Source organism: Pantoea sp. X-Soil-TKNS-1280, assembly GCF_059730475.1.
The window spans coordinates 3240368-3261107 of the sequence record NZ_AP035962.1; the positions used below are offsets into that span (position 1 = coordinate 3240368).

Sequence of the window (20740 nt, forward strand, 5' to 3'; positions counted from 1 at the left end):
GCTCCCCTTTTCACTCTGGTGTCACGAAGCTAAAAGATTAAATACAAAAAGGCCGTACCGGTAAGCACCGGTACGGCCTGGATTGCTGTGTGTCTTTTCGTCAGTTATGCAAAAAGCCGCAGTTACAGGCTTTCAGTGAAAGTACGGGTGATAACATCACGCTGTTGTTCCGGCGTCAGCGCATTAAAACGTACTGCATAACCTGATACACGGATGGTCAGCTGCGGATATTTTTCCGGGTGTTTCACCGCATCTTCCAGCGTTTCACGACGCAGAACGTTAACATTCAGATGCTGGCCGCCCTCGATACGAACCTGTGGTTTCTGCTCCACCGGAATTTCGCGGTAAGCAATTTCACCCAGATCGCTGATGGCAACCACCTGATCTTCAGCAAAATCACCTTTTGCACACAGGCAACGTGCTTCAGATTTTTCATCGTCCAGCAGCCAGAAAGAATTCAGCAGCTGCGGATTATTGGTTTTAGTAATTTGAATACCGGTAATCATACATGGCCTCCAGGTCCAGGCGCTGCCACGGTTGAACAGCGCGGTTTTCGAAAATCTTTGATGCTCAGGTATATCACTGGCAGAAATGAGCAGTTTTGACCTGCATCAATTTCAACCAGGCGCTCTGGTACCAACAAAAACTAAAAACTTGTTTTATAACAGGTTTACGTTTTAAATTTTTTTGTAAATTATCAAATTATTTTTGACCTTCTGCTCCCCGCCCGGACGCGTTAAGCTAGGCGCAATTTTTTGGCAGGGAGTCCATGATGACCGAGAAGCTGACCTGGCACGATGTGCTGGCTGAAGAGAAAGAGAAACCTTACTTTGTGGAGACCCTGAAGGCGGTCGCCAGTGAGCGCGCTGCGGGTAAAACGGTCTATCCGCCGCAAAAAGATGTGTTCAATGCCTTTCGCCTGACCGAGTTAGGGGACATCAAGGTAGTGATATTGGGCCAGGACCCTTATCACGGCCCCAATCAGGCTCACGGACTGGCTTTTTCCGTACTACCGGGCGTAGCCATCCCCCCCTCGCTGCTAAATATGTATAAAGAGCTGGAGCAGGATATACCCGGATTTGTTCGCCCTCAGCATGGCTTTCTGGAGAGCTGGGCAAAACAAGGTGTGATGTTGCTCAACACGGTGCTGACAGTGGAAGCAGGACAGGCACATTCACATGCGCGCTTTGGTTGGGAAACCTTTACTGACAACGTGATCAGCGCAATTAATCAGCATCGCGAAGGGGTGATTTTTCTGCTGTGGGGTTCGCATGCGCAAAAGAAAGGCAGCATCATTGATCGCCAGCGTCATCATGTTCTGAAAGCGCCGCATCCTTCACCGCTGTCCGCCCATCGCGGTTTTTTTGGCAGCCGTCATTTTTCGCAGACCAACACCTTGCTGAATCAGGCTGGGAAACCCGTTATTGACTGGACACCGGTGTTGCCCTGAAACGCAAACGGCCGCATCAGGCGGCCGTTTGTGATTAAGCAGCAAATCAGCTTTTCGCTTTTGCTACCGCAACCATCGCCGGACGCAGCAAGCGACCGTTCAGCGTATAACCACGCTGCATCACCATCATCACGTGATTAGGTGCCACTTCTTCGGATTCCATCATCGACATTGCCTGATGCACATCCGGGTTGAAAGGCACATTGGTCTCACCCACCACCTCCACACCGAATTTACGCACCGCACCCAGCAGTGATTTCAGCGTCAACTCGATGCCTTCAATCATTGATGCCAGTTCAGAATTCTCTTTGTCCGCCACTTCCAGCGCACGCTCGAGGCTATCGATGACCGGCAGCAGCTCGTTGGCAAATTTTTCCAGCGCAAATTTGTGCGCTTTTTCCACATCCATTTCAGTACGACGACGGATGTTTTCGATTTCCGCCTGCGCACGCAGTTGTGCTTCACGCACACCGGACTGCGACTGAGCTAATTCAGCTTCCAGTTGCGCGATGCGTTCATCACGCGGATCCACCTCAGCTGCCGTCTCTGCGTCCAAGTGCTGTTGATCCTGTTGAATTTCGTCTGAGACTTGCTCGTTTGGGGTGTTCTGTTCTTTACTACTCATGAATTTCTCCGCGTTTTGCACATTCATCTCGCTGGTTCGCTTATTATGGGGATCAGTTTGACGGTTTCAAGGGAACCCATCACATTGCCTGGCCGTTTTGGCTTATGAGGAATACGAGCGCAAATGAACAAACACTTTAACTGCATTGGGATCGTCGGCCATCCCCGCCATCCTACTGCGTTAACTACCCATGAAATGCTGTGGCGCTGGCTGACAGCAAAAGGCTATGAGGTGATTGTTGAGCAGCAAATTGCGCGCGAACTGGCACTGAAAAATGTACAAACCGGCACGCTGGCGGAAATTGGCCAGCAGGCCGACCTGGCTGTGGTGGTCGGTGGCGACGGCAACATGCTCGGAGCCGCGCGCGTGCTGGCCCGTTACGATATCAAAGTGATTGGTATTAACCGTGGAAATCTGGGTTTTCTGACCGATCTCGATCCAGACAACGCCCAGCAACAGCTGGATGATGTACTGCAAGGCGATTATTTCGTCGAAAGCCGTTTTTTACTGGAAGCGCAGGTATGCAAAGAAGATTGCTCACCGCGTATTGGTAGCGCCATTAATGAAGTGGTTCTGCATCCGGGAAAAGTGGCGCATATGATTGAATTTGAAGTCTATATCGATGAGGTTTTTGCCTTCTCGCAACGTTCCGATGGTCTGATTATCTCCACACCGACGGGTTCAACCGCTTATTCACTCTCCGCTGGTGGCCCGATTCTGACACCTTCGCTGGAAGCCATCGCGCTGGTACCGATGTTCCCGCATACTCTGTCTGCGCGTCCGCTGGTGATCAACAGTAACAGTACCATTCGCCTGCGTTTCTCCTCGCGCCGCAACGATTTGGAGATCAGCTGCGATAGCCAGATTGCATTGCCGATTCAGGAGGGTGAAGATGTGTTGATTCGCCGCAGCACCCATCACCTCAATCTAATCCACCCTAAAAATTACAATTATTTTAATACGTTAAGTTCAAAACTCGGCTGGTCAAAAAAATTGTTCTGAACCACTTTACTGGATAAAAAACCAGTTTATACTGTATGAAAAACCATATCTGTTTTTCTATACAGGTGAATTTATGCTGGCACAACTTACCATCAGTAATTTTGCTATCGTTCGTGAATTGGAAATCGATTTTCACCGTGGCATGACAGCGATCACAGGTGAAACCGGCGCAGGAAAATCCATCGCAATTGATGCGCTTGGCTTGTGCCTTGGTGGTCGTGCCGAAGCAGATATGGTGCGTCAGGGAGCGAATCGTGCGGATATTTGTGCACGCTTTCAGCTGAAAGCCTCACCGTCTGCCCAACGCTGGCTGGTGGAAAATCAACTGGATGACGGCAATGAATGCCTGTTACGCCGCGTGATCAGTGCCGATGGCCGGTCACGCGGTTTTATCAACGGCACGTCGGTCCCACTTTCTCAACTACGTGAACTGGGACAGTTGTTGATTCAGATTCACGGCCAGCATGCCCACCAACTGTTGCTCAAACCTGAACATCAAAAGCATCTGCTCGATGCTTATGCTGCACACGATGCTCTGCTGGTCCAGATGCGTACCCACTATCAACACTGGCATCAAAGCTGCCGTGCACTGGCCCAGCATCAGCAACTTTCCCAGGAGCGGGAAGCACGCCGTGAGCTGTTGCAGTACCAGTTGAAAGAGTTGAATGAGTTTGCACCGCAACCCGGTGAGTTTGAGCAAATCGACGAAGAATATAAACGTCTTGCCAACAGTGGTCAGTTGCTCTCGACCAGCCAGCAGGCCTTGCAGATTCTGGCCGACAGCGAAGACACCAATATGCAAAGTCTGCTGTATAGCGCACGTCAGATGCTGAGCGAACTGGTCACGCTGGATGATAAAGTCGGCGGCGTATTTAATCTGCTGGAAGAAGCGGCAATCCAGTTGAGTGAGGCCAGCGATGAACTGCGCCACTATTGCGACCGCCTCGATCTCGATCCCAATCGTCTGCACGAACTGGAGCAACGCCTGTCGCGCCAGATCGCTCTGGCACGCAAGCATCATGTCTCACCCGAAGCGCTGCCCGTGTTGTATCAGCAACTGCTGGATGAAGCCGAACAACTCTCTCAGCAGGAAAGCGATCAGGAGACATTACAGATTGCTGTCGCTGCGCATCATCACGAAGCACTGGCGAGCGCCACGCTGCTGCATCAGCAACGTGAGGTTGCAGCACAGGAACTGACCCGGTTAATCACCCAAAGCATGCGCATGCTGGCAATGCCGCACGGTGAATTCGCGATTGTGCTGGAATTCAACCCGGAGCAGCTGACTGCCGAAGGAGCCAGCCGCATTGATTTTCGCGTGACGACTAACCCTGGCCAGCCATTGCAGCCGCTCGGGAAAGTGGCATCAGGGGGTGAATTGTCGCGTATCGCGCTGGCAATTCAGGTTATTACTGCGCAGAAAATGGAAACTCCGGCAATGATCTTTGATGAAGTGGATGTTGGTATCAGTGGCCCGACGGCTGCCGTTGTCGGCCAGATGTTGCGTCAGTTGGGTGAATCAACCCAGGTGATGTGCGTGACGCACTTGCCGCAGGTTGCCGGTTGTGGTCATCAACATTTCTTCGTCAGCAAAGAAACGGATGGTGCAATGACAGAAACGCACATGCAACCACTTGATAAACGTGCACGCCTGCAGGAACTGGCGCGGTTGCTGGGCGGTAGTGAGGTGACACGCAACACGCTGGCGAACGCGAAAGAACTTTTAGCAGCCTGATACCGCACTTTTTTCCGGCCCGATGGTCATATGCTTGCTCTGTAGAGGTTTCCAATAGCGAAAAGGTTTATTATCATCGGCACTTATGTCGCCAGAGTAATAAAGCCTGCCGCAGGCAGAGTTCAGAATTTGATGGCAAAAAAACAGCCTGATGAAAAGGCGTTTGGCCCCAGAAAAGGAATGTAGAGATGCGCTGTAAAATGCTGACTGCCGCGGCAGTGGTAATGTTGATGATGACCGCCGGATGTTCCACCCTTGAGCGCGTTGTATACCGTCCTGATATCAATCAGGGGAACTACCTGGTCGCCAATGATGTGGCTAAAATCCACACTGGCATGACGCAGCAGCAGGTCGCGTATACCCTCGGTACCCCGATGATGCGCGATCCCTTCGGTAGCAATGTCTGGTACTACGTTTTCCGCCAGGAACCCGGTCATGAAAGCGTGAAACAACAGACGCTGACGCTGACTTTCGATAGCAATGGCGTGCTGACTAACATCGACAACAAACCGCGTCTCACTGGCAGCGAAGGCTAAGTAAGATGCAATAAAAAAGGCGCCTGAAGCGCCTTTTTTGTTTCTGCCGTTTCGCTATTTTTTCTCAGCTGAGCGTTCCGCTCGCTGGCGTCTCATCTCTTTCGGGTCGGCAATCAGTGGACGATAGATTTCCACGCGATCGCCATCCTGCAACGTATCATCCAGTTTTACCGGGCGGCTGAACACACCGACTTTATTCGTTTTCAGATCGATATCTTTGCGCAGAGATAACAGTCCTGAGGCTTTAATCGCCTCCTCCACTGTCGCACCCTCTTCCAGCGTTACGGTGCGCAGGTACTGTTTGTCCGGCAGGGCATAAACAACTTCTATCGTGATATCAGGCACGATAAACCTCTTTGGCGCGTTTAGTAAAGGCCAGCACCATATTGTTAGCCAGCTCTTTAAATACCCGACCGAACGCCATTTCTACCAGCATGTTGGTGAACTCAAAATCCAGACTCAACTCGACCTTGCAGGCATCGTCACCCAGTGAAGTAAAGTGCCAGCCCCCGGTCAGCTTGCGGAACGGACCGTCAACCAGCTGCATATGAATGCTTTGATTGCTGGTCAATGTGTTACGCGTAGTAAAAGTCTTACTGATGCCTGCTTTGGAGACATCGACAGCAGCTGTCATTTGATTACCGCTGTTTTCCAGCACCCGACTGCCGGTGCAACCCGGAAGAAATTCAGGATAAGCATCCACATCATTCACGAGCTGGTACATCTGCTCAGCGCTGTAGGGGACCAGCGCTGAACGACTTATCTGGGCCATAATGGTTCCTGTTCATCACAAAACCGTTGAATAATACCATTTTCAGCCATTAAACAAAAATTCACGGCTTTGCCAGCTGTGCTAAAATAGCCTGTTTTTTACCGCCCCGCAGGACAGGGGATGCGTCCACAGACTGAGTGATGTAGACTACGCCGCACTATGACAAAGAAAAAAGCTAACAAACCCGGTTCAGCCACTATTGCCCTCAACAAACGCGCTCGCCATGAATACTTCATTGAAGAAGAGTTCGAAGCGGGTATGTCGTTGCAAGGATGGGAAGTCAAATCTCTCCGCGCTGGCAAAGCCAACATCAGCGACAGCTATATTCTGCTGCGCGATGGCGAAGCCTATCTGTTTGGTTCGACTTTTCAACCGCTGGCGGTGGCCTCTACACATGTGGTGTGCGACCCTACCCGCAACCGTAAACTTCTGCTGAAGCAGCGTGAACTTGATTCGCTCTATGGCCGTGTCAATCGCGAAGGTTACACGGTAGTCGCCTTGTCGATTTACTGGAAAAATGCCTGGGCCAAACTGAAGATTGGTGTGGCACGCGGTAAGAAAGAGCACGACAAACGCGAGGATATCAAAGAACGCGAGTGGAAGATGGATAAAGCGCGCATCATGAAAAATTCCAACCGCTAAGGGATGGAATCTACAGTTTTTTTTGCTATAATTAAAAGTTCCTGGGGCTGATTCTGGATTCGACGGGATTGTGAACCCTTAGGTGCATGCCGAGGTGCGGTAGGCCTCGATAAAAAACCGCAAAAAAATAGTCGCAAACGACGAAAACTTCGCACCTGCTGCTCTCGCAGCTTAATCAGCCTAAGAAACTGAAGGTGTCCTCTCTCCCTAGCCTCCGCTCTTAGGACGGGGATCAAGAGAGGTCAAACCCAAAAGAGATCGCGTGGATGCCCTGCCTGGGGTTGAAGCGTTAAATCCAATCAGGCTAGTTTGTTAGTGGCGTGTCCATCCGCAGCTGGCAGGCGAATGTAAAGACTGGACTAAGCATGTAGTGCCGACGGTGTAGTAATTTCGGACGCGGGTTCAACTCCCGCCAGCTCCACCAAAATTCTTCAAAGATGGTTCCAGAGCCATCCGCAGAAGTCCTGAAAGCCCGCATAGCGCAAGCCCTGCGGGCTTTTTTGTGTCTGTAATCTTCCGACATGATCCGCCTGAATCCAGTGATAATTGGTACACGTTTTGGTACACGCTATAATATGGGCCAAAAACGTGTACCAATTATGGACGGAAATCAATCATGGCGCGGATCACACGCCCCCTCACTAACAATGAAATCCTTAAAGCCAAGCCTCAAGAGAAAGACTTCACGCTGCATGACGGAGATGGGCTCTTCATTCTCATCAAAACGTCAGGGAAGAAGCTATGGCGCTTTCGCTATCAACGACCGGACAGCAACAGCCGTACAAATTTGAGTCTTGGCTCCTACCCTGCTCTCACGCTCGCTGCTGCTCGACAAATGCGCGACCAGTATTTGTCTCTTCTCGTACAGAGAATCGATCCACAGCGGCAAGAGGAAGAAGCCATTAAGCAGCGTCAAATCGAGTTAGATAGCGTTTTCGCAGTGGTAGCCGAGAATTGGTTTCAGCTAAAGAGCAAAAGCGTTACAGAGGACTATGCGAAGGATATCTGGCGCTCTTTAGAGAAAGACATTTTCCCAAGTATAGGGGATATTCCAGTCCAATCGATAAAAGCCAGAATGCTCGTTGAAACACTGGAACCTATAAAAGCAAGAGGAGCATTAGAAACAGTACGCCGTTTAGTACAACGTATTAATGAAATAATGATATATGCAGTAAATACCGGATTAATTGATGCAAACCCAGCGGCAGGCGTGGGTATGGCTTTTGAGAAACCCAAAAAGCAGAACATGCCTACAGTAAGGCCAGAAGAGTTGCCAGCACTAATGCGATCTTTGGCCATGTCCAATTTATCCGTTCCAACACGCTGTTTGATTGAATGGCAACTACTGACCCTTGTCCGGCCTTCTGAAGCTTCCGGTGCCAGATGGGACGAAATCAATCTAAATACAAACACTTGGACAATCCCAGCACATCGAATGAAAGCAAAGAGAGAACATATAGTGCCTTTGTCATCACAAGCACTGGAGGTATTAAGTGTGATGAAAAGCATCAGTTTCAAAAGAGATTTCATATTTCCTAGCCGCAACGATCCAAATATGCCAATGAACAGCCAGACAGCTAATGCAGCTTTAAAAAGAATTGGATATGGTGGTAAGTTAGTGGCTCATGGTATGAGAAGCATAGCAAGCACTGCATTGAATGAAGCCAATTTTAACACTGATGCGATTGAAGTTTCGCTGGCTCATGTCGATAAAAATGAGGTTAGAAGAGCCTATAACCGGTCATTGTATCTTGACTTACGAAGAGAGCTGATGGCTTGGTGGGGAGATTTTGTTTTCAGGAAGTGACTATAAGGAGATGAAATGTTACGTGACATAATCGATGTTGCGGATGATAAAAGCCTTTCTCAAGGCACTATTTTTAATTGTGCCTATTGTGCTTTATATCCCAATGACGAAACCCTAGGACTAATAGTTACGGCTCGCTGCGATATCGCAAACAAAGATAAAGTGAAATTTTTCAACTACATACCCGCAATTCCGTTCAACATCTGGAAAAAAAAAGAGCTACTCCCCTTATTAAAAAAACGCGTTTATAAAAACCTTTTTCATCAGTACCTAACTCTCATTTCCTCTGCTGGTTTTTCAGAAACAAACGTAAAAACTTATGGATTTGAAAAAATTCTAGAAGAAATTAAAAAACAAAAAAAAATCAATGCACGAGATTTAACAAAGCTCCTGACCTTGAAGGAAAAACTGAGCTGTTTTATTGATGAGGGGAATTATGAAGTTATGCACAGACTCTTCTCCGACGAAATAAAAAAATGCATTGATGATATAATCGAAAATAAAAACCCAGATTATTTCCTGATAGATCGAGTACCAGGTTACAATGCAGTAGTTGTTAATCTTAGAGAAATATATGAATTAAGCATATCTACGGCAAAACTAATACCTAACGGTATAGATCTGGAGTATAACGGAAACCATCCTGGGCTAAACATTAACATAGAGAATAAATTTTGTAGCATTGTAGGTCAAATGAAGTCCCCGTACATCGAGTTATTAATACAGAGATTCGCAAACAACTTCATTCGGATCGGTGTAACCAATCCACACAAGGAATTATCAACCTCAATAATGGGAATTTAAAATGAATTTTATTGCAATTGACAGTAGCGCGGCAAGAAAAATTGTTTCAGAAAGAATGTTGCAGTCAGCTGATTATGACAAAGGTCAACTTCTCGCAAATCTTTTAAAAGATGGTAGCATAACTGACTTCAGTCCTGACATTAAAGCAATAGAGCATAACGCTGGAATTTACATTTTAAGCAAGAATCCAACAAAGAAAAACTTTTTAATTTATGACACCACAACATTCAATGGATTCCAAAAAACCAGCAATGAAGTAATCACTATACTGCAAAAATCATGCAGATTAGCCATTAAACTATGGGATAAAATCGGTCACAGTCCTTGTGAAAAGGTTATTAATGGCACGTCACTAATCGCTCTTTTACCTCTATCTTTCACTACAGGAAAATCATACAAAGTTATTCTTGACAAATCCCCAGATAAAGAAAGACAGGAAAAGAGGAATGAAAGTAGTTTTTTAATATTTCAAGATGGTTATGAAACAGCAGGAGACAGTCCTAAACTTTCTAATTTTAGAAAAGCAAAAGAAGGCATGAGCGAGATAGATTTCACATCACTATTTAAACCTGTTGATAAAACTGACGCCCCTCAGAACTCATATTTAATAGTTAATGAATCAGATGCCAATAATGCCCAATCAAACCCTCATATGGGACTTGACTATTGGTCTAAGAATCTCACGGAAAATCAAAAGAGATTCGTATTTAGCGAAAGCTATGGTCCTGACATACTCAAAGGTGCTGCCGGAACAGGAAAGACGCTGAGCCTCATTCTGCGGTGCGTAGTTCAACTAAAAAATGCACGGGATAAAGACACACCTCTCCAAGCTATCTTTATAACTCATAGCATTGCCACAAAAGAAAACATTGAAAACCTAATAGCATCCAATGGAGGCGTGGATTTTATCGATTCAGATGGACAACATTCAGTGGTAGTCACAACATTACAAGAATGGTGCATAAAAAACTTAGGCAATAGAATATCTGCCACTGAATATTTAGACAATGACGCACTGGAATCAAAGCAATTACAACTTTTATATATTAATGAAGCTCTGGATGATTTTTTGATAAATGATTATGCCGGCGCCGTCTCATTTATCACCCCTGAGCTAAAGGATTTCTTTGGAAATAACGACACTTGGTCAATTTCCATTTTACTACAAGAAGAAATTTCAACATATATAAAAGGTAGAGCTGGGGATGATTTAGAGACTTACATTTCCTTAGCAAGAACAAAGCTCACCATTCCTTTATCATCTGAAGACGACTTTAAAACAATATTTTCAATATATAATAAATACCAAGAAAAACTCATATCTCTAAATTTATTTGATAGTGATGATATTACACTTTCAGCGTTAAAAGAAACCTCCACGCCGATCTGGAAAAGGAGAAGGATGAATAGTGGTTACGATATCATGTACATTGATGAGACCCATCTGTTCAACATAAATGAACTAAGTCTCTTCCACAATCTGCTAAAACCCAATTCGAATCATATTGTATTCACGATGGACAGAAGTCAGGCGTCTGGCGACACTGCAATCACAAAAGATGATGTGACAAAAGAGCTTGATGCCAAACTAGCTAACGAGCATGGGCTAAATGCTGTATTCCGCTCCTCAGAGCATATTATCAATCTTGCAAGTTGCGTGTTAGCTTCCGGTGCAACTTTATTCCAAGAGCTAGAAAATCCCTTATCAGAATCTATGACTGGCCACACTTCTCTAATTGAAGAGAAATGCACCATTCCTTATATTATTTCAAAGCAAACTTCGGAAGAGGTCTATAAAGCTTGTTTTTCTTTATCGGATCATATAATTCAGTCTTATGGCATACCAAAAAAAGACATTCTCATAGTGCCGTGCACTGACAAATCATTACGCGAGTTAAAATCTTTTTGTGAAAAACAACAAGTTAATCATGCAACAATCGAAAGGCGAGGTGACAACTTAGCGATAGAAAGAGCTGCTGAAAAAGATCAATATATTATTGGAGGAATAGATTACATAGGTGGACTTGAGTTTTCAGCAGTAATTATAATCGGTGCAGATGCTGACAAATTCCCAGAGCAATCAACTTATACAGGAGAGTCACACCATTTCATCAACTACTCAGCCTTCAACAAATTATATGTCGCTATTACTAGAGCCAAATTTCAAGTCGCTTTCATCACCGAGAAAACTCAAAAAATAAGCCCTTTATTAGAAACCGCAGTGCAGGAAGATCTTATAGTTTACAATAATGAGCTAGCCGAAAAAATTTAATACTTAAAACGCGAAGCTAATGCCAGTTAGCTTCGCGCGCAATGCTATCCCCGCCACGCCTGCCCGCTTTATGCATCGCTTTTCATGCAGGTGCATAATGCGGGCCGGACCGCGTCCGGCATGGCCTGAATGGGGAAAAGCGGTGCATGGTTTTGCATGCAGATCCATGCACGCTATGCATGCATCACTCTTTACAAAGCGGCTGGCCAGAAAAAGGGCTTCAGAAAGGCAAAGCGAAGACACAAAAAAGCCGCTGGTCGGCAGCGGCTGTGTGGGATTAATGTACCTGGCGAAATGCAGAACCGTAACGGCCCAGCGTCTGGCGTTCCTTTACCGGTTCCGGCGGTGCTTCCGGTACTTTTTCCGGCTGTGGCGGTGCGGTGATGACCTTTGTGATGCTTTCATTCGTCTTGAAGGTGCAGGAGCAGTCCAGGTTAGTGCACTGGTGATAACGCTCTTTCACCTGCTCGGACATATAACGACTCGATTTGGTGTGTGCCGCGCTTTTGCAGTAGGGACAGTGCATCATTTCTGGCTGCCCTCCTGAAGTTTTGCACGCTGTGCCCGGATTGATTCCCCCAGCTTCTGGCGGCGCAGGGGGCGCGTATAGAGCTCCATATCAACCCCAGTCAGCGCCGGGCGATGCAGGCCGATATTCTCCAGCAGCGGTGCCTCTTTCAGCACGCTCTCCGGCAGTGCCATTGCTGCCCGCGTCAGTGCTTCGCCAACCAGCCCGGCCACATCCTTAATCCGGTCCCGGTCGTCACCGGCAAACGTCGGGGAAAGTTCTTCACGCCGGATACGCAGACTGATGGCCCACAGCAAAGCCGGACTCACGTTGCGCAAAGCTGACTGCCAGTGCGCATCCGCGAATCCGGTAAACGCCTCGCGGTGCGATTCAACATACTCTTTGCCACTGCCGCAGCATTTCAGCATCGCCTCCTGCTTATCCAGCGCCAGCTCTTTCAGCAGCCCGGCAAACTCATCGGCCAATTCCCGGCTGGCGATACGCTGTGAATGCTCGGTGCGCAGCTCATCCGTGAGGTTGCCGCGCAGGTTACGGAAGCGCGTGCGCCAGTTGTTCTCGGCTTCTTTACCGGCTTCGATGGCCGCCTGCTGCTCTTTCTCACAGCGGGTGATATCAGCGCAGATGCCGTTATACCGCTTCATTCTTTCCGTATGTTCTGCACGGGCCTTCTCGAAGCGCACCAGTGAGGCAGGTTTCTGTTCCGGGGTGGTCATGGTGGTCTCTCATCGTCTGTAAAGGATGAGGTCATTCTGTCGTGTACCACAGGACAGCGCATTTCATTGCTTCCCGCCTGTCAATGAGCAGACAAAGGCAGAGCCGGTGCGGGCCCCCTCTTAACAGATTTTATTTCTTATATAACTGTTCACTGGTATTCACTGAGATAAAAAAGATAATAAATACAGTAAGTAAAGCAGTGAACACTTAGATTTAAAGTCTTCACCAAGTATTCACAGGTGTTCACACCTTTCAGAAACAGGCCTTTTTCTGGCGAGCGAACCTTCATTGTTTTTAGCTATTAATTAACAATCATTAATTGATACTTAAATCAAATGTCCCTTTAAAGGCTAACAGAGGCTAATAGAGGCCAACAGAAAACAAAACGCTTGTTTTTTGACCAATTCCATCTTGTTTACATGAGTAAAAATATTCTCACAATAGGGGGTTACCTGAAGACACTACCGTAACCGGACAGCACCGGCCGGACCCAGAAAGAGGTAACACCATGCACGCAGTTTCATCCGTACCGGCCCCTGCCCTCCCCGTAACCCGTGACGTCGTTTTCCCGCGTGACCGCTTCATGCGCCTGCCGGAAGTCATCAGCACCTGCGGCCTGTCACGCTCGACCATTTACGACTTAATCAGCCGGGAGCAGTTCCCGTCGCAGATTTCCCTCGGCGGTAAAAACGTCGCCTGGCTGGCGTCAGAGATTGACGGCTGGATGCAGGCCCGCATCGCGCAACGCGCCGGGGGTGCAGCATGATTACGCTGAATTTCGGCACGAAAACCTACCCACTCACCCGCGAAGAGGCCGCCTTTGTCGCGGAAAGCCTGACGGCAGCCGTCAGCGGCAAACCCGCCACGGCACCGGCCTTTACAAGCGGGATGCACGGCCATATTTCCGTGCTGAGTCGAAAAGCGAAGCCTGCCAAACAGGGCGAGAAGAAAGAGGACGGGAAATTCCGATCAAATCCGCCGCAATCCGATCACGTCCTGACCGATTGCTGAGGAAAACGCCCCGATGTGTGAAAAAAGGCTTTTCTCTGGCGAGCGGCCGTTATACAGTTTTCTCGCTGCCGCAAAATCGGCAGCCGGGCGTAGGAACCCGTGCTACTTATTGGCGACACAACACGCGCCATGCGTGTTTTTTTACGTCGTTGCCTCAGTGCGCCATTTTTCAGCGCAGCGGTTCTTATTCCGTTGCGTCGTCAAAATAATGGTGGCTCAGGCGGGGCAGCCTTCGGGCTGGCCGGTTTCCAATAAGGCCGGTATTCCTACCCCCGTCTGGGCTACCACCCATGAGCGTAGGAACTCCGGTGGTAGCAGTAACCGCTACTTATTGGAGTTTGTCCTCATGACAACGGCCCTTACTGTCACTCACCCCGAATTCACCTTTATTTTTGCCGCCGTGCGCCGCACCGATGCCGCCGCACGCCCCTGTATGCTGCGCACCGTGGCAGGCGATGAGCGCAGCGCCCGCGCCCGCCTCGCCCGCGATTATGTCCTGTCCTTTGCCGGTCGTCTGCCGGTTAAGGCGGTGGTCGCATGAATACCCTTTCTCAACACCTGAATAACCAAGACTCCTACCCCATTCCCCACGCTGACTACCTGCGCCTGCTGCACGCGCACACGGTCGGCGTGACCGTGCTCGATATGTTCGACTCGGTGAACTGTCTGAGCGCGCGCGGCTGCGTGCCGGACGGCGCGGCGCTGGCCTCGGTCGTCGCCCTGCTCACCGACCAGCTCGGTAAAGTCGTTGAAACCTGTGAATCCCGCATGTTAGCCACGGAGGCCCGCCATGATGACCGTTAATCACTCCTGCCTGCCCGTTGAGGTACGCACCGCCGTTTACCGCCGCGCGCTGGCGCAGGGCTACCTGAATGCCTGCAAAAGCCTCGGCATTACCGTTTCCGCCACGCTCGATGAGTTGCAGATGACCATTGCCCTTGAGCTGGAGGGCTTCTATGTGCGCCGCCACGGCCCCGATGCGGGCATGGAGATGGCCTGTACCATGCTGGGCGATATGGTCGAGCCTGACCTGCTGACCGCGCCGCCGCGCCTGACGCAGCTCGGCGTCACCATGATGGATGAGCTGTTCCGCAGCCAGCTTGCGGCCGCCAGCCGCACCACGCTGCACTGAGGGAGGACGCTCACATGAAACATATTGTCTCTGACACCGTACAGGCGGCCACCGGGCTCTGGCCGCAGCTTCTGCCCGCCCTCGGCATCAGCGTGCACGCCGGGGGGCGGCACGGTGCCTGCCCGGTCTGTGGCGGTAAAGACCGCTTCCGCTTTGACAATCAGGGCGGTCGCGGAACCTGGCTGTGCAACCAGTGTGGGGCCGGTGACGGCCTTAACCTGGTGGAGAAAGCACTCGACGTCAGCACGAAAGAGGCCGCCGTCAGGGTGGCCGGGATGCTCGGCGCGCTGCCGGAGTCCGCCCCGGTGATGCCTGATGCCGCAGACAGAACCCACGCGCAGGCAGACGCCGCCGCACGGGCGCAGGCGCTTATCGCTGCCGCCGTCAGCCGCACGGACAACGCCTACCTTTCAGCTAAGGGGCTGTACGGCACGCAGGCGCTGACGCTTTCTGATGCGCTGCGCTGTGGTGGCATCAGTTTTGCCGCCGGGGATGTGCTCATCCCGCTGACCGGTGAAGACGGCTCGCCCGTTAACGTGCAGCTCATCAGCGCCGGAGGCGACAAACGCACCCTGCCCGGCGGGCAGGTGAAAGGCACGTACTGGCTGGCAGGCGAGCCGGACGGCAAAACGCTGTGGCTCACCGAGGGTTACGCCACCGGCCTGACCGTGCACCGGCTGACCGGCCAGGCGGTTTACGTGGCGCTGAGCGCCAACAACCTGCCCGCGCTGGCGAAGCGGCTGCGTGAGTCACATCCTGACGCGCTGATGCTGATTGCCGCCGACCGTGACGACAACGGCACCGGCCAGCTAAAGGCAGAGGAAGCGGCCAGAGCCTGTAGCGGCAAAGCCGCCCTGCCGCCGGTGGCGGGTGACTGGAACGACGTGTGGCAGGCGCAGGGCGATATTGCCACGCTGGCGCAGCTCACCGCCTTCACCCAGCCGCAGCCACTCAGCCCGTTTGAATCCGTCAGCGAGGCCGACCTGAAGGCCATGAGCGCCAGCCAGAAGGCGGAGCTGCTGGTCGCCCACTACGGGCAGGCGCTGGCCGTGCCGCCGGTCGGGGAGGAAATCTGCCGCTATGAAAGCGGCGCATGGCAGGTGATGGAGGCGAAGACGCTGCGCCGGGAAATCGCCGCCCTGTTTCAGAAGGTGCGCGCGCCATTCTCCGCCGCCGGTATCGGCAGCGTGCTCGACACGCTCAAGCTGATGGTGCCGCAGATGGGGGAACCGTCCCGCCGCCTGATTGGCTTCCGTAACGGCGTGTTTGATACCGCCACCGGCACGTTCAGCCCGCACCGCCGCGAGCACTGGCTGCGCACGGTGAACAGCGTGGATTACACCGCCCCGCGTCCGGGTGAAAACCTTGCAGACCACGCCCCGGCATTCTGGCGCTGGTTAACGCGGGCCGCCGGACACAGTCACGACAAGCAGGAGCGAATTCTCGCGGCGTTATTTATGGTGCTGGCAAACCGCTATGACTGGCAGATGTTTCTTGAGGTGACCGGCCCCGGCGGCAGCGGTAAAAGCGTGATGGCCTCAATAGCCACTCTGCTGGCCGGAAAAGACAACACCACGTCCGCCACCATCGACACGCTGGAATCCTCACGCGAGCGCGCCAGCGTGGTGGGCTTCTCGCTGATTATCCTGCCTGACCAGGAGAAATGGAGCGGCGACGGCGCGGGCATCAAGGCGATTACCGGCGGCGATGCGGTGGCAATCGACCCGAAATACCGTGACGCCTATTCGGCACACATCCCGGCGGTGATTCTGGCGGTGAACAACAACCCGATGCGCTTCAGCGACCGCAGCGGCGGTGTGTCACGCCGCCGGGTGATCCTGACGTTCCCGGAGGTGATACCGGCAAAGGAGCGTGACCCGCAGTTGCTGGACAAAATCAGCACCGAGCTGGCCGTTATCGTGCGTCACCTGATGCAGCGCTTCAGCCAGCCGGAGGAGGCCCGCGCGCTGCTTCAGGCGCAGCAGACGTCCGGCGAGGCGCTGGAAATTAAACGCCAGGCTGACCCGCTGGTTGATTTCTGCGCCTACCTGATGCCGATAAGCACCGCGACCGGCCTGTTTATGGGTAACGCCAATATCCGCCCGCTGAATCCGAAGCGATATCTGTACCATGCCTACCTGTCATTCATGGAATCGCGCGGCCATCAGCACCCGCTCAGCCTGACCGCATTCGGCCAGGCGGTGCCGCAGACGCTGAAGGAGTATGAGCGCATCCTGCTGAAGCGCCGGACGAATAACGGCGTCCAGACCAATCTCACGTTACATGAGGACAGCGAGGCCGACTGGCTGCCCGCGTGCAGTCAGTAAACCCCGCAACAAACGAACCGGCTCAGGCCGGTTTTTTTACGTTTCAGCCCGGAGTGATCACTCCATATGAACACAAGTGTACACACACCCCTTAACCCTTCACTACCTAACAAATTGATTTAAAATGATTAAAATCAAAAGTGAACAGTGTGAACACTTTTTACTAAAATCATTTCTGACTCTGAAATGATTGGTCATGTAAGAAAAAAGGTTAGAATCGACCTGTTTGTCTTTTAAACACATGAGGTTGCATTATGGATGATGGCATAAAGATCGCGATGTCCCCTGTTCAGCTTGCTGCTGCGCTCTCTGATAAGACAGTGACAGAGGCGGAAACGATGAGTAACCGCCTTCTCGGAGGGCTGGGGCTTGTCATGGGTTCACTTGAGCTGGCAGGCGCCACCGCTCTGTGTATCGCACCTGAACCTACCGGATTAACAAAAGCAGGATGTGTAGTTGTCGGCGCACATAGTCTCGATAGCATTCACGCTGCTGCAAACCAGCTCATTGTGGGCAGAGACACCCGCACGGCAACTTACGAGGCAGCAACAGCAATTGCCAAATCCTTTGGAGCAGATGACGATACGGCGATGAAAATCGGCCTGACTGTCGATATCGCTGTTCCATTAGGATTTGCACTTGGCATCGGCGCAAGCCGGGTAGCAGCAGTAAGGGCTGGCCGTATCAAACTCAGTGAGCATGAGTCAATGACGGGTTTTAAACCCGGCGGGCATACGCTTTCCACACATGTTGGCAAAAGCGATGCAGAGCTGTTAGCCCGCTTTGAAACGAATAAACGTTTGCAGTATTCCACAACCTTTACCAACGTGCGTGTTGCAGAAGAAGCCATATCGAGAGCGCTCTTTGCTAATCGGGGCGTTATAAAATCCGTTCTTGGCGGAGGCAGGCAGGGAGCCAGGCTGACTATTCGCTATGCATTTGGGAAACCGATTGGCTACGGTTTCCAGCGCGGGAGTAACCAGCGGATAGTCATGACAAATGTGAGAATTGTTATTGATTTTCAGCAATATAACGGCAAACCCTATTACATTCTCACAGCGTTCCCGGCTCTATAGGTACAAAATGCAAAACTTCCACTTTCTTGACCAACTGATTTTCGGTTATTTCAACCAGGACGCCGACATCATCAATGATGGCGAGGATACGATTGAAGGCATAGTACGGCTGTTCAAAAAGTCAGCACCAGACTGGATGCTCAAAGATCTCGTCGAAGAAGTTGATGATTTTATCTCCGCCTATGGTGACGGTGTCGAAGAAGAGTTCAGGAAACGATACGGGTTTGATTTTTCGCCTGAACTTTGGGAAACCACTGCTCATGAATTCCTGATGACTGTACGTCAGATCTCGTCAGAGAAATGAGGTTTCCGGGAGTACATTTCCTGATGAGAAAAAATAATTGGTACACGTTTAGGTACACGGAAGAAAACTGAATTAAACAAACAACCTTTAAAACAATAAGTTGGATTATTTATTCAGATTCCGCCAGCCCCAAAATTCTTTCGCGGCGATACCAGAATCGTCCGCTGAAGTCCTGAAAGCCCGCACGGCGCAAGCCCTGCGGGCTTTTTTGTGTCTGTAACTCCTGCTAGCTACAGAGAAAGAAGTGAGCGACATCCTAAAATCATGAGAAAGATTAATTGATCAATATTTATCCATGATGAATATTAAGTCGCCGGGGCAAGAGGCTCCGGGATTCAATAAGGAGATATCTCATGGGCTATTACATTCTCAAGAAAAGTACCAAAACCGTACAGAACCAGAAGTATTATTTTGTATTGAAGGCAAGCAATGGCGAAACTATCGCCACCAGCGAAATGTACTCCACTAAGCAAGCCGCACAAAATGGCATCAGATCCGTTCAGCAGAATGGTAGCTCAGCTGATGTCCGCGACCAGACTTAACATCGCAGCCTAATCTAAGGGCTGTCATCAGCCCTTTCTCATGCTCCACGGCCACCTCCCGCACACATCCGGGTGTTGCACTTCACTGCTTTTAACTTGAGATTATTCTAAATTTAGAATTTACTAAAATATCAGAGACCAATTTATCGCTGTTTAAAGAAAATGCCACCACCACAGCTGTCTTGCTCAAATCGATGAGTAATCCAGGCAGGTTATTGATCCTTTGCATTCTCATCGATTCTCCAGGCACATCGGCTGGCGATCTGAGCAAGCTGACAGGATTGAGTCCATCCGCTACATCCCAGCATCTTGCCCGCATGAGGTCGGAAAACCTCATTAAGAGCGAGAGACAGGCGCAGCGCGTTAATTATTTTATTAAAGATGAATCAGTACAAAAGCTGGCAGCGACCTTAAAAGCGATTTTCTGCCCGGAAAATACATGATGAGCCACGCCACAACTTCATCCAATGAAATCAACCAACTCAGGGAAAAAGGGGCGTGATTGTTGATATTCGCGAAAAAGATGAGTTTCGCCGCGAGCACATCCCCGGATCTATTTCATGGCCTCTGAGTGAGATACAGTCTGGCAACACACTGCACACCTTCCCAGCACAGAGTCCCGTGATTTTCCATTGTCAGGCAGGCTTGCGTACTCAACCGAACAGCGCAGCACTGGCAAAAACCGCCGATGGTGGCGAACTCGTCCTGCCTGAGGGAGGGATCAATGCCTGAAAACAAGCGAGTCTTCCGATAGTAAAAAACGCCAGACAGCCTCTCCCCCTGATGCGACAGGTGCAGATCACTGCCGGAACGATGGTTCTGGTGGGGGGTTATTGCGGGGTATAATCTGCATCTGAGATTCTTTTTACTATCCGGTTTTGTCGGCGCGGGTTTGCTTTTTGCTGGTATCAGTGGCTGGTACGGCATGGCAAATCTACTGGCAAAAATGCCCTGGAATCGCCAGTAGTAAAATAAAGCCGGTCAGAACACGATGATTCATTTACAGTTTATTCCTAAAGCCAGATGTTACTGAGCGTGCCATTGTTAACTACGGTCAGAACATTAATGACTTTGATGAGGGAATATTCATGAAAAAGACAATTATCGCTTTATCAGCATTTCTGCTGGCTTCGTCGGCTTTTGCCGCTACCACACATGCAACCGATGAAACCGTAGCCAATGCACAGGCAGGCGCGAATACCGCAAAAGAGAAACTGCATCAGGCGCAGGATGAAGGGTCTGAACTGAAGCTCAAGTCTAAACATGCTGCTGAAGGTAAAAGCGATAGCCTGAGTAGCAAGGCGAGCGAAGGCACACAAAAGGCCTGGCATAAAACCAAAGAAGGGACTGAAAAAGGTTGGGATGCCACCAAAGAAGGTGCTCAGAAAGGCTGGAACAAAACCAAAGAAGGTGCCAGCGACGTGAAGAAAAAAGTCACCGAATAAGTTAACTCAGAGGCC

Annotated in this window: 25 protein-coding genes, 1 other RNA gene and 1 pseudogene; 21 read left to right on the top strand and 6 right to left on the bottom strand. The window is 50.3% G+C overall.

What is annotated here, in order from left to right; all coding sequences use genetic code 11:
- Positions 1–122: 122 nt before the first annotated feature.
- Complete coding sequence (gene grcA, locus AC6I8X_RS15010; RefSeq protein ID WP_084876360.1) at positions 123–506, bottom strand: autonomous glycyl radical cofactor GrcA; 384 nt, start codon at positions 504–506, stop codon at positions 123–125.
- Between the two features lie 266 nt (positions 507–772).
- Between grcA and ung the strand changes: the two genes are divergently transcribed.
- Entirely contained in the window at positions 773–1450 is a 678-nt protein-coding gene (gene ung, locus AC6I8X_RS15015) for a uracil-DNA glycosylase (RefSeq protein WP_313685128.1), read from the top strand.
- 46 nt (positions 1451–1496) lie between these two features.
- On the opposite strand, the gene grpE is transcribed toward ung, so the two are convergent.
- A complete protein-coding gene (gene grpE, locus AC6I8X_RS15020; protein ID WP_084878548.1) occupies positions 1497–2075 on the bottom strand; it encodes a nucleotide exchange factor GrpE in 579 nt (192 codons plus the stop codon).
- Between the two features lie 123 nt (positions 2076–2198).
- On the opposite strand from grpE, the gene nadK reads away from it, so the two are divergent.
- The 3 genes from nadK to bamE all read left to right on the top strand — a co-directional run bounded on the left by nadK (position 2199) and on the right by bamE (position 5348).
- Entirely contained in the window at positions 2199–3077 is an 879-nt protein-coding gene (nadK, locus tag AC6I8X_RS15025; RefSeq protein WP_313685110.1) for an NAD(+) kinase, read from the top strand.
- Positions 3078–3150: 73 nt separating this feature from the next.
- A complete protein-coding gene (gene recN / locus AC6I8X_RS15030; RefSeq protein ID WP_313685108.1) occupies positions 3151–4812 on the top strand; it encodes a DNA repair protein RecN in 1662 nt (553 codons plus the stop codon).
- A gap of 188 nt (positions 4813–5000) precedes the next feature.
- Positions 5001–5348 (top strand): outer membrane protein assembly factor BamE, encoded by a 348-nt coding sequence (gene bamE, locus AC6I8X_RS15035; RefSeq protein ID WP_299455974.1) that lies wholly within the window; start codon positions 5001–5003, stop codon positions 5346–5348.
- Positions 5349–5402: 54 nt separating this feature from the next.
- Here the strand turns inward: bamE and AC6I8X_RS15040 are convergent, their stop codons facing one another.
- Both AC6I8X_RS15040 and AC6I8X_RS15045 read right to left on the bottom strand, forming a co-directional pair.
- The gene (locus AC6I8X_RS15040; protein ID WP_299455972.1) at positions 5403–5693 is read right to left on the bottom strand and encodes an RnfH family protein; all 291 of its coding nucleotides are present in this window, start codon (positions 5691–5693) and stop codon (positions 5403–5405) included.
- Positions 5686–6120, bottom strand: coding sequence for a type II toxin-antitoxin system RatA family toxin (locus AC6I8X_RS15045; protein WP_299455970.1), 435 nt, complete (start codon positions 6118–6120; stop codon positions 5686–5688). Before AC6I8X_RS15045 ends, AC6I8X_RS15040 begins: the two co-directional genes overlap by 8 nt.
- Before the next feature lie 159 nt (positions 6121–6279).
- On the opposite strand from AC6I8X_RS15045, the gene smpB reads away from it, so the two are divergent.
- The 5 genes from smpB (at position 6280) to AC6I8X_RS15070 (ending at position 11645) form a co-directional block, all read left to right on the top strand.
- A complete protein-coding gene (smpB, locus tag AC6I8X_RS15050) occupies positions 6280–6762 on the top strand; it encodes an SsrA-binding protein SmpB (RefSeq protein ID WP_299455968.1) in 483 nt (160 codons plus the stop codon).
- Between the two features lie 43 nt (positions 6763–6805).
- Positions 6806–7186: a transfer-messenger RNA gene (gene ssrA, locus AC6I8X_RS15055) on the top strand.
- 192 nt (positions 7187–7378) lie between these two features.
- Positions 7379–8569: an integrase domain-containing protein gene (locus AC6I8X_RS15060; RefSeq protein ID WP_497840044.1), complete on the top strand. Its 1191-nt coding sequence runs from the start codon at positions 7379–7381 to the stop codon at positions 8567–8569.
- A gap of 15 nt (positions 8570–8584) precedes the next feature.
- Positions 8585–9373: a hypothetical protein gene (locus AC6I8X_RS15065; RefSeq protein WP_497840045.1), complete on the top strand. Its 789-nt coding sequence runs from the start codon at positions 8585–8587 to the stop codon at positions 9371–9373.
- Between the two features lies 1 nt (position 9374).
- A complete protein-coding gene (locus AC6I8X_RS15070) occupies positions 9375–11645 on the top strand; it encodes a UvrD-helicase domain-containing protein (RefSeq protein WP_497840046.1) in 2271 nt (756 codons plus the stop codon).
- Positions 11646–11922: 277 nt separating this feature from the next.
- On the opposite strand, the gene AC6I8X_RS15075 is transcribed toward AC6I8X_RS15070, so the two are convergent.
- Positions 11923–12174: an ogr/Delta-like zinc finger family protein gene (locus tag AC6I8X_RS15075; protein WP_266305670.1), complete on the bottom strand. Its 252-nt coding sequence runs from the start codon at positions 12172–12174 to the stop codon at positions 11923–11925.
- The gene (gene sid / locus AC6I8X_RS15080) at positions 12171–12887 is read right to left on the bottom strand and encodes a capsid size-determining scaffold Sid (protein WP_497840047.1); all 717 of its coding nucleotides are present in this window, start codon (positions 12885–12887) and stop codon (positions 12171–12173) included. The genes AC6I8X_RS15075 and sid overlap by 4 nt, the downstream gene beginning before the upstream one ends.
- Before the next feature lie 509 nt (positions 12888–13396).
- Between sid and AC6I8X_RS15085 the strand changes: the two genes are divergently transcribed.
- From AC6I8X_RS15085 to AC6I8X_RS15140, 12 genes and pseudogenes are all read left to right on the top strand, one after another.
- Positions 13397–13654 carry a helix-turn-helix transcriptional regulator gene (locus AC6I8X_RS15085; protein ID WP_497840048.1) on the top strand — a complete coding sequence of 86 codons (258 nt, stop codon included), beginning with the start codon at positions 13397–13399 and terminating at the stop codon, positions 13652–13654.
- Positions 13651–13899, top strand: coding sequence for a hypothetical protein (locus AC6I8X_RS15090; RefSeq protein ID WP_497840049.1), 249 nt, complete (start codon positions 13651–13653; stop codon positions 13897–13899). The genes AC6I8X_RS15085 and AC6I8X_RS15090 overlap by 4 nt, the downstream gene beginning before the upstream one ends.
- 13 nt (positions 13900–13912) lie before the next feature.
- On the top strand, positions 13913–14440 hold the full coding sequence (locus AC6I8X_RS15095) for a host cell division inhibitor Icd-like protein (RefSeq protein WP_497840050.1): 528 nt from the start codon (positions 13913–13915) through the stop codon (positions 14438–14440).
- On the top strand, positions 14437–14703 hold the full coding sequence (locus AC6I8X_RS15100; RefSeq protein ID WP_497840051.1) for a hypothetical protein: 267 nt from the start codon (positions 14437–14439) through the stop codon (positions 14701–14703). Before AC6I8X_RS15095 ends, AC6I8X_RS15100 begins: the two co-directional genes overlap by 4 nt.
- Positions 14690–15031, top strand: a complete 342-nt coding sequence (locus tag AC6I8X_RS15105) for a DUF5375 family protein (RefSeq protein ID WP_167141083.1) — start codon at positions 14690–14692, stop codon at positions 15029–15031. Before AC6I8X_RS15100 ends, AC6I8X_RS15105 begins: the two co-directional genes overlap by 14 nt.
- Positions 15032–15045: 14 nt before the next feature.
- Positions 15046–17358 carry a primase-helicase zinc-binding domain-containing protein gene (locus AC6I8X_RS15110; RefSeq protein ID WP_497840052.1) on the top strand — a complete coding sequence of 771 codons (2313 nt, stop codon included), beginning with the start codon at positions 15046–15048 and terminating at the stop codon, positions 17356–17358.
- Between the two features lie 254 nt (positions 17359–17612).
- Positions 17613–18434, top strand: a complete 822-nt coding sequence (locus tag AC6I8X_RS15115) for an RNase A-like domain-containing protein (RefSeq protein WP_497840053.1) — start codon at positions 17613–17615, stop codon at positions 18432–18434.
- Between the two features lie 7 nt (positions 18435–18441).
- The gene (locus AC6I8X_RS15120) at positions 18442–18738 is read left to right on the top strand and encodes a contact-dependent growth inhibition system immunity protein (RefSeq protein ID WP_029991162.1); all 297 of its coding nucleotides are present in this window, start codon (positions 18442–18444) and stop codon (positions 18736–18738) included.
- Positions 18739–19091: 353 nt separating this feature from the next.
- Positions 19092–19280, top strand: a complete 189-nt coding sequence (locus tag AC6I8X_RS15125) for a YegP family protein (protein WP_299449670.1) — start codon at positions 19092–19094, stop codon at positions 19278–19280.
- A gap of 149 nt (positions 19281–19429) precedes the next feature.
- On the top strand, positions 19430–19723 hold the full coding sequence (locus AC6I8X_RS15130) for an ArsR/SmtB family transcription factor (protein WP_497841045.1): 294 nt from the start codon (positions 19430–19432) through the stop codon (positions 19721–19723).
- Between the two features lie 55 nt (positions 19724–19778).
- Positions 19779–20247, top strand: a pseudogene (locus AC6I8X_RS15135) (rhodanese-like domain-containing protein).
- Between the two features lie 121 nt (positions 20248–20368).
- A complete protein-coding gene (locus tag AC6I8X_RS15140) occupies positions 20369–20725 on the top strand; it encodes a KPN_00521 family repetitive protein (RefSeq protein ID WP_313683332.1) in 357 nt (118 codons plus the stop codon).
- The last annotated feature ends 15 nt before the right edge of the window (positions 20726–20740 follow it).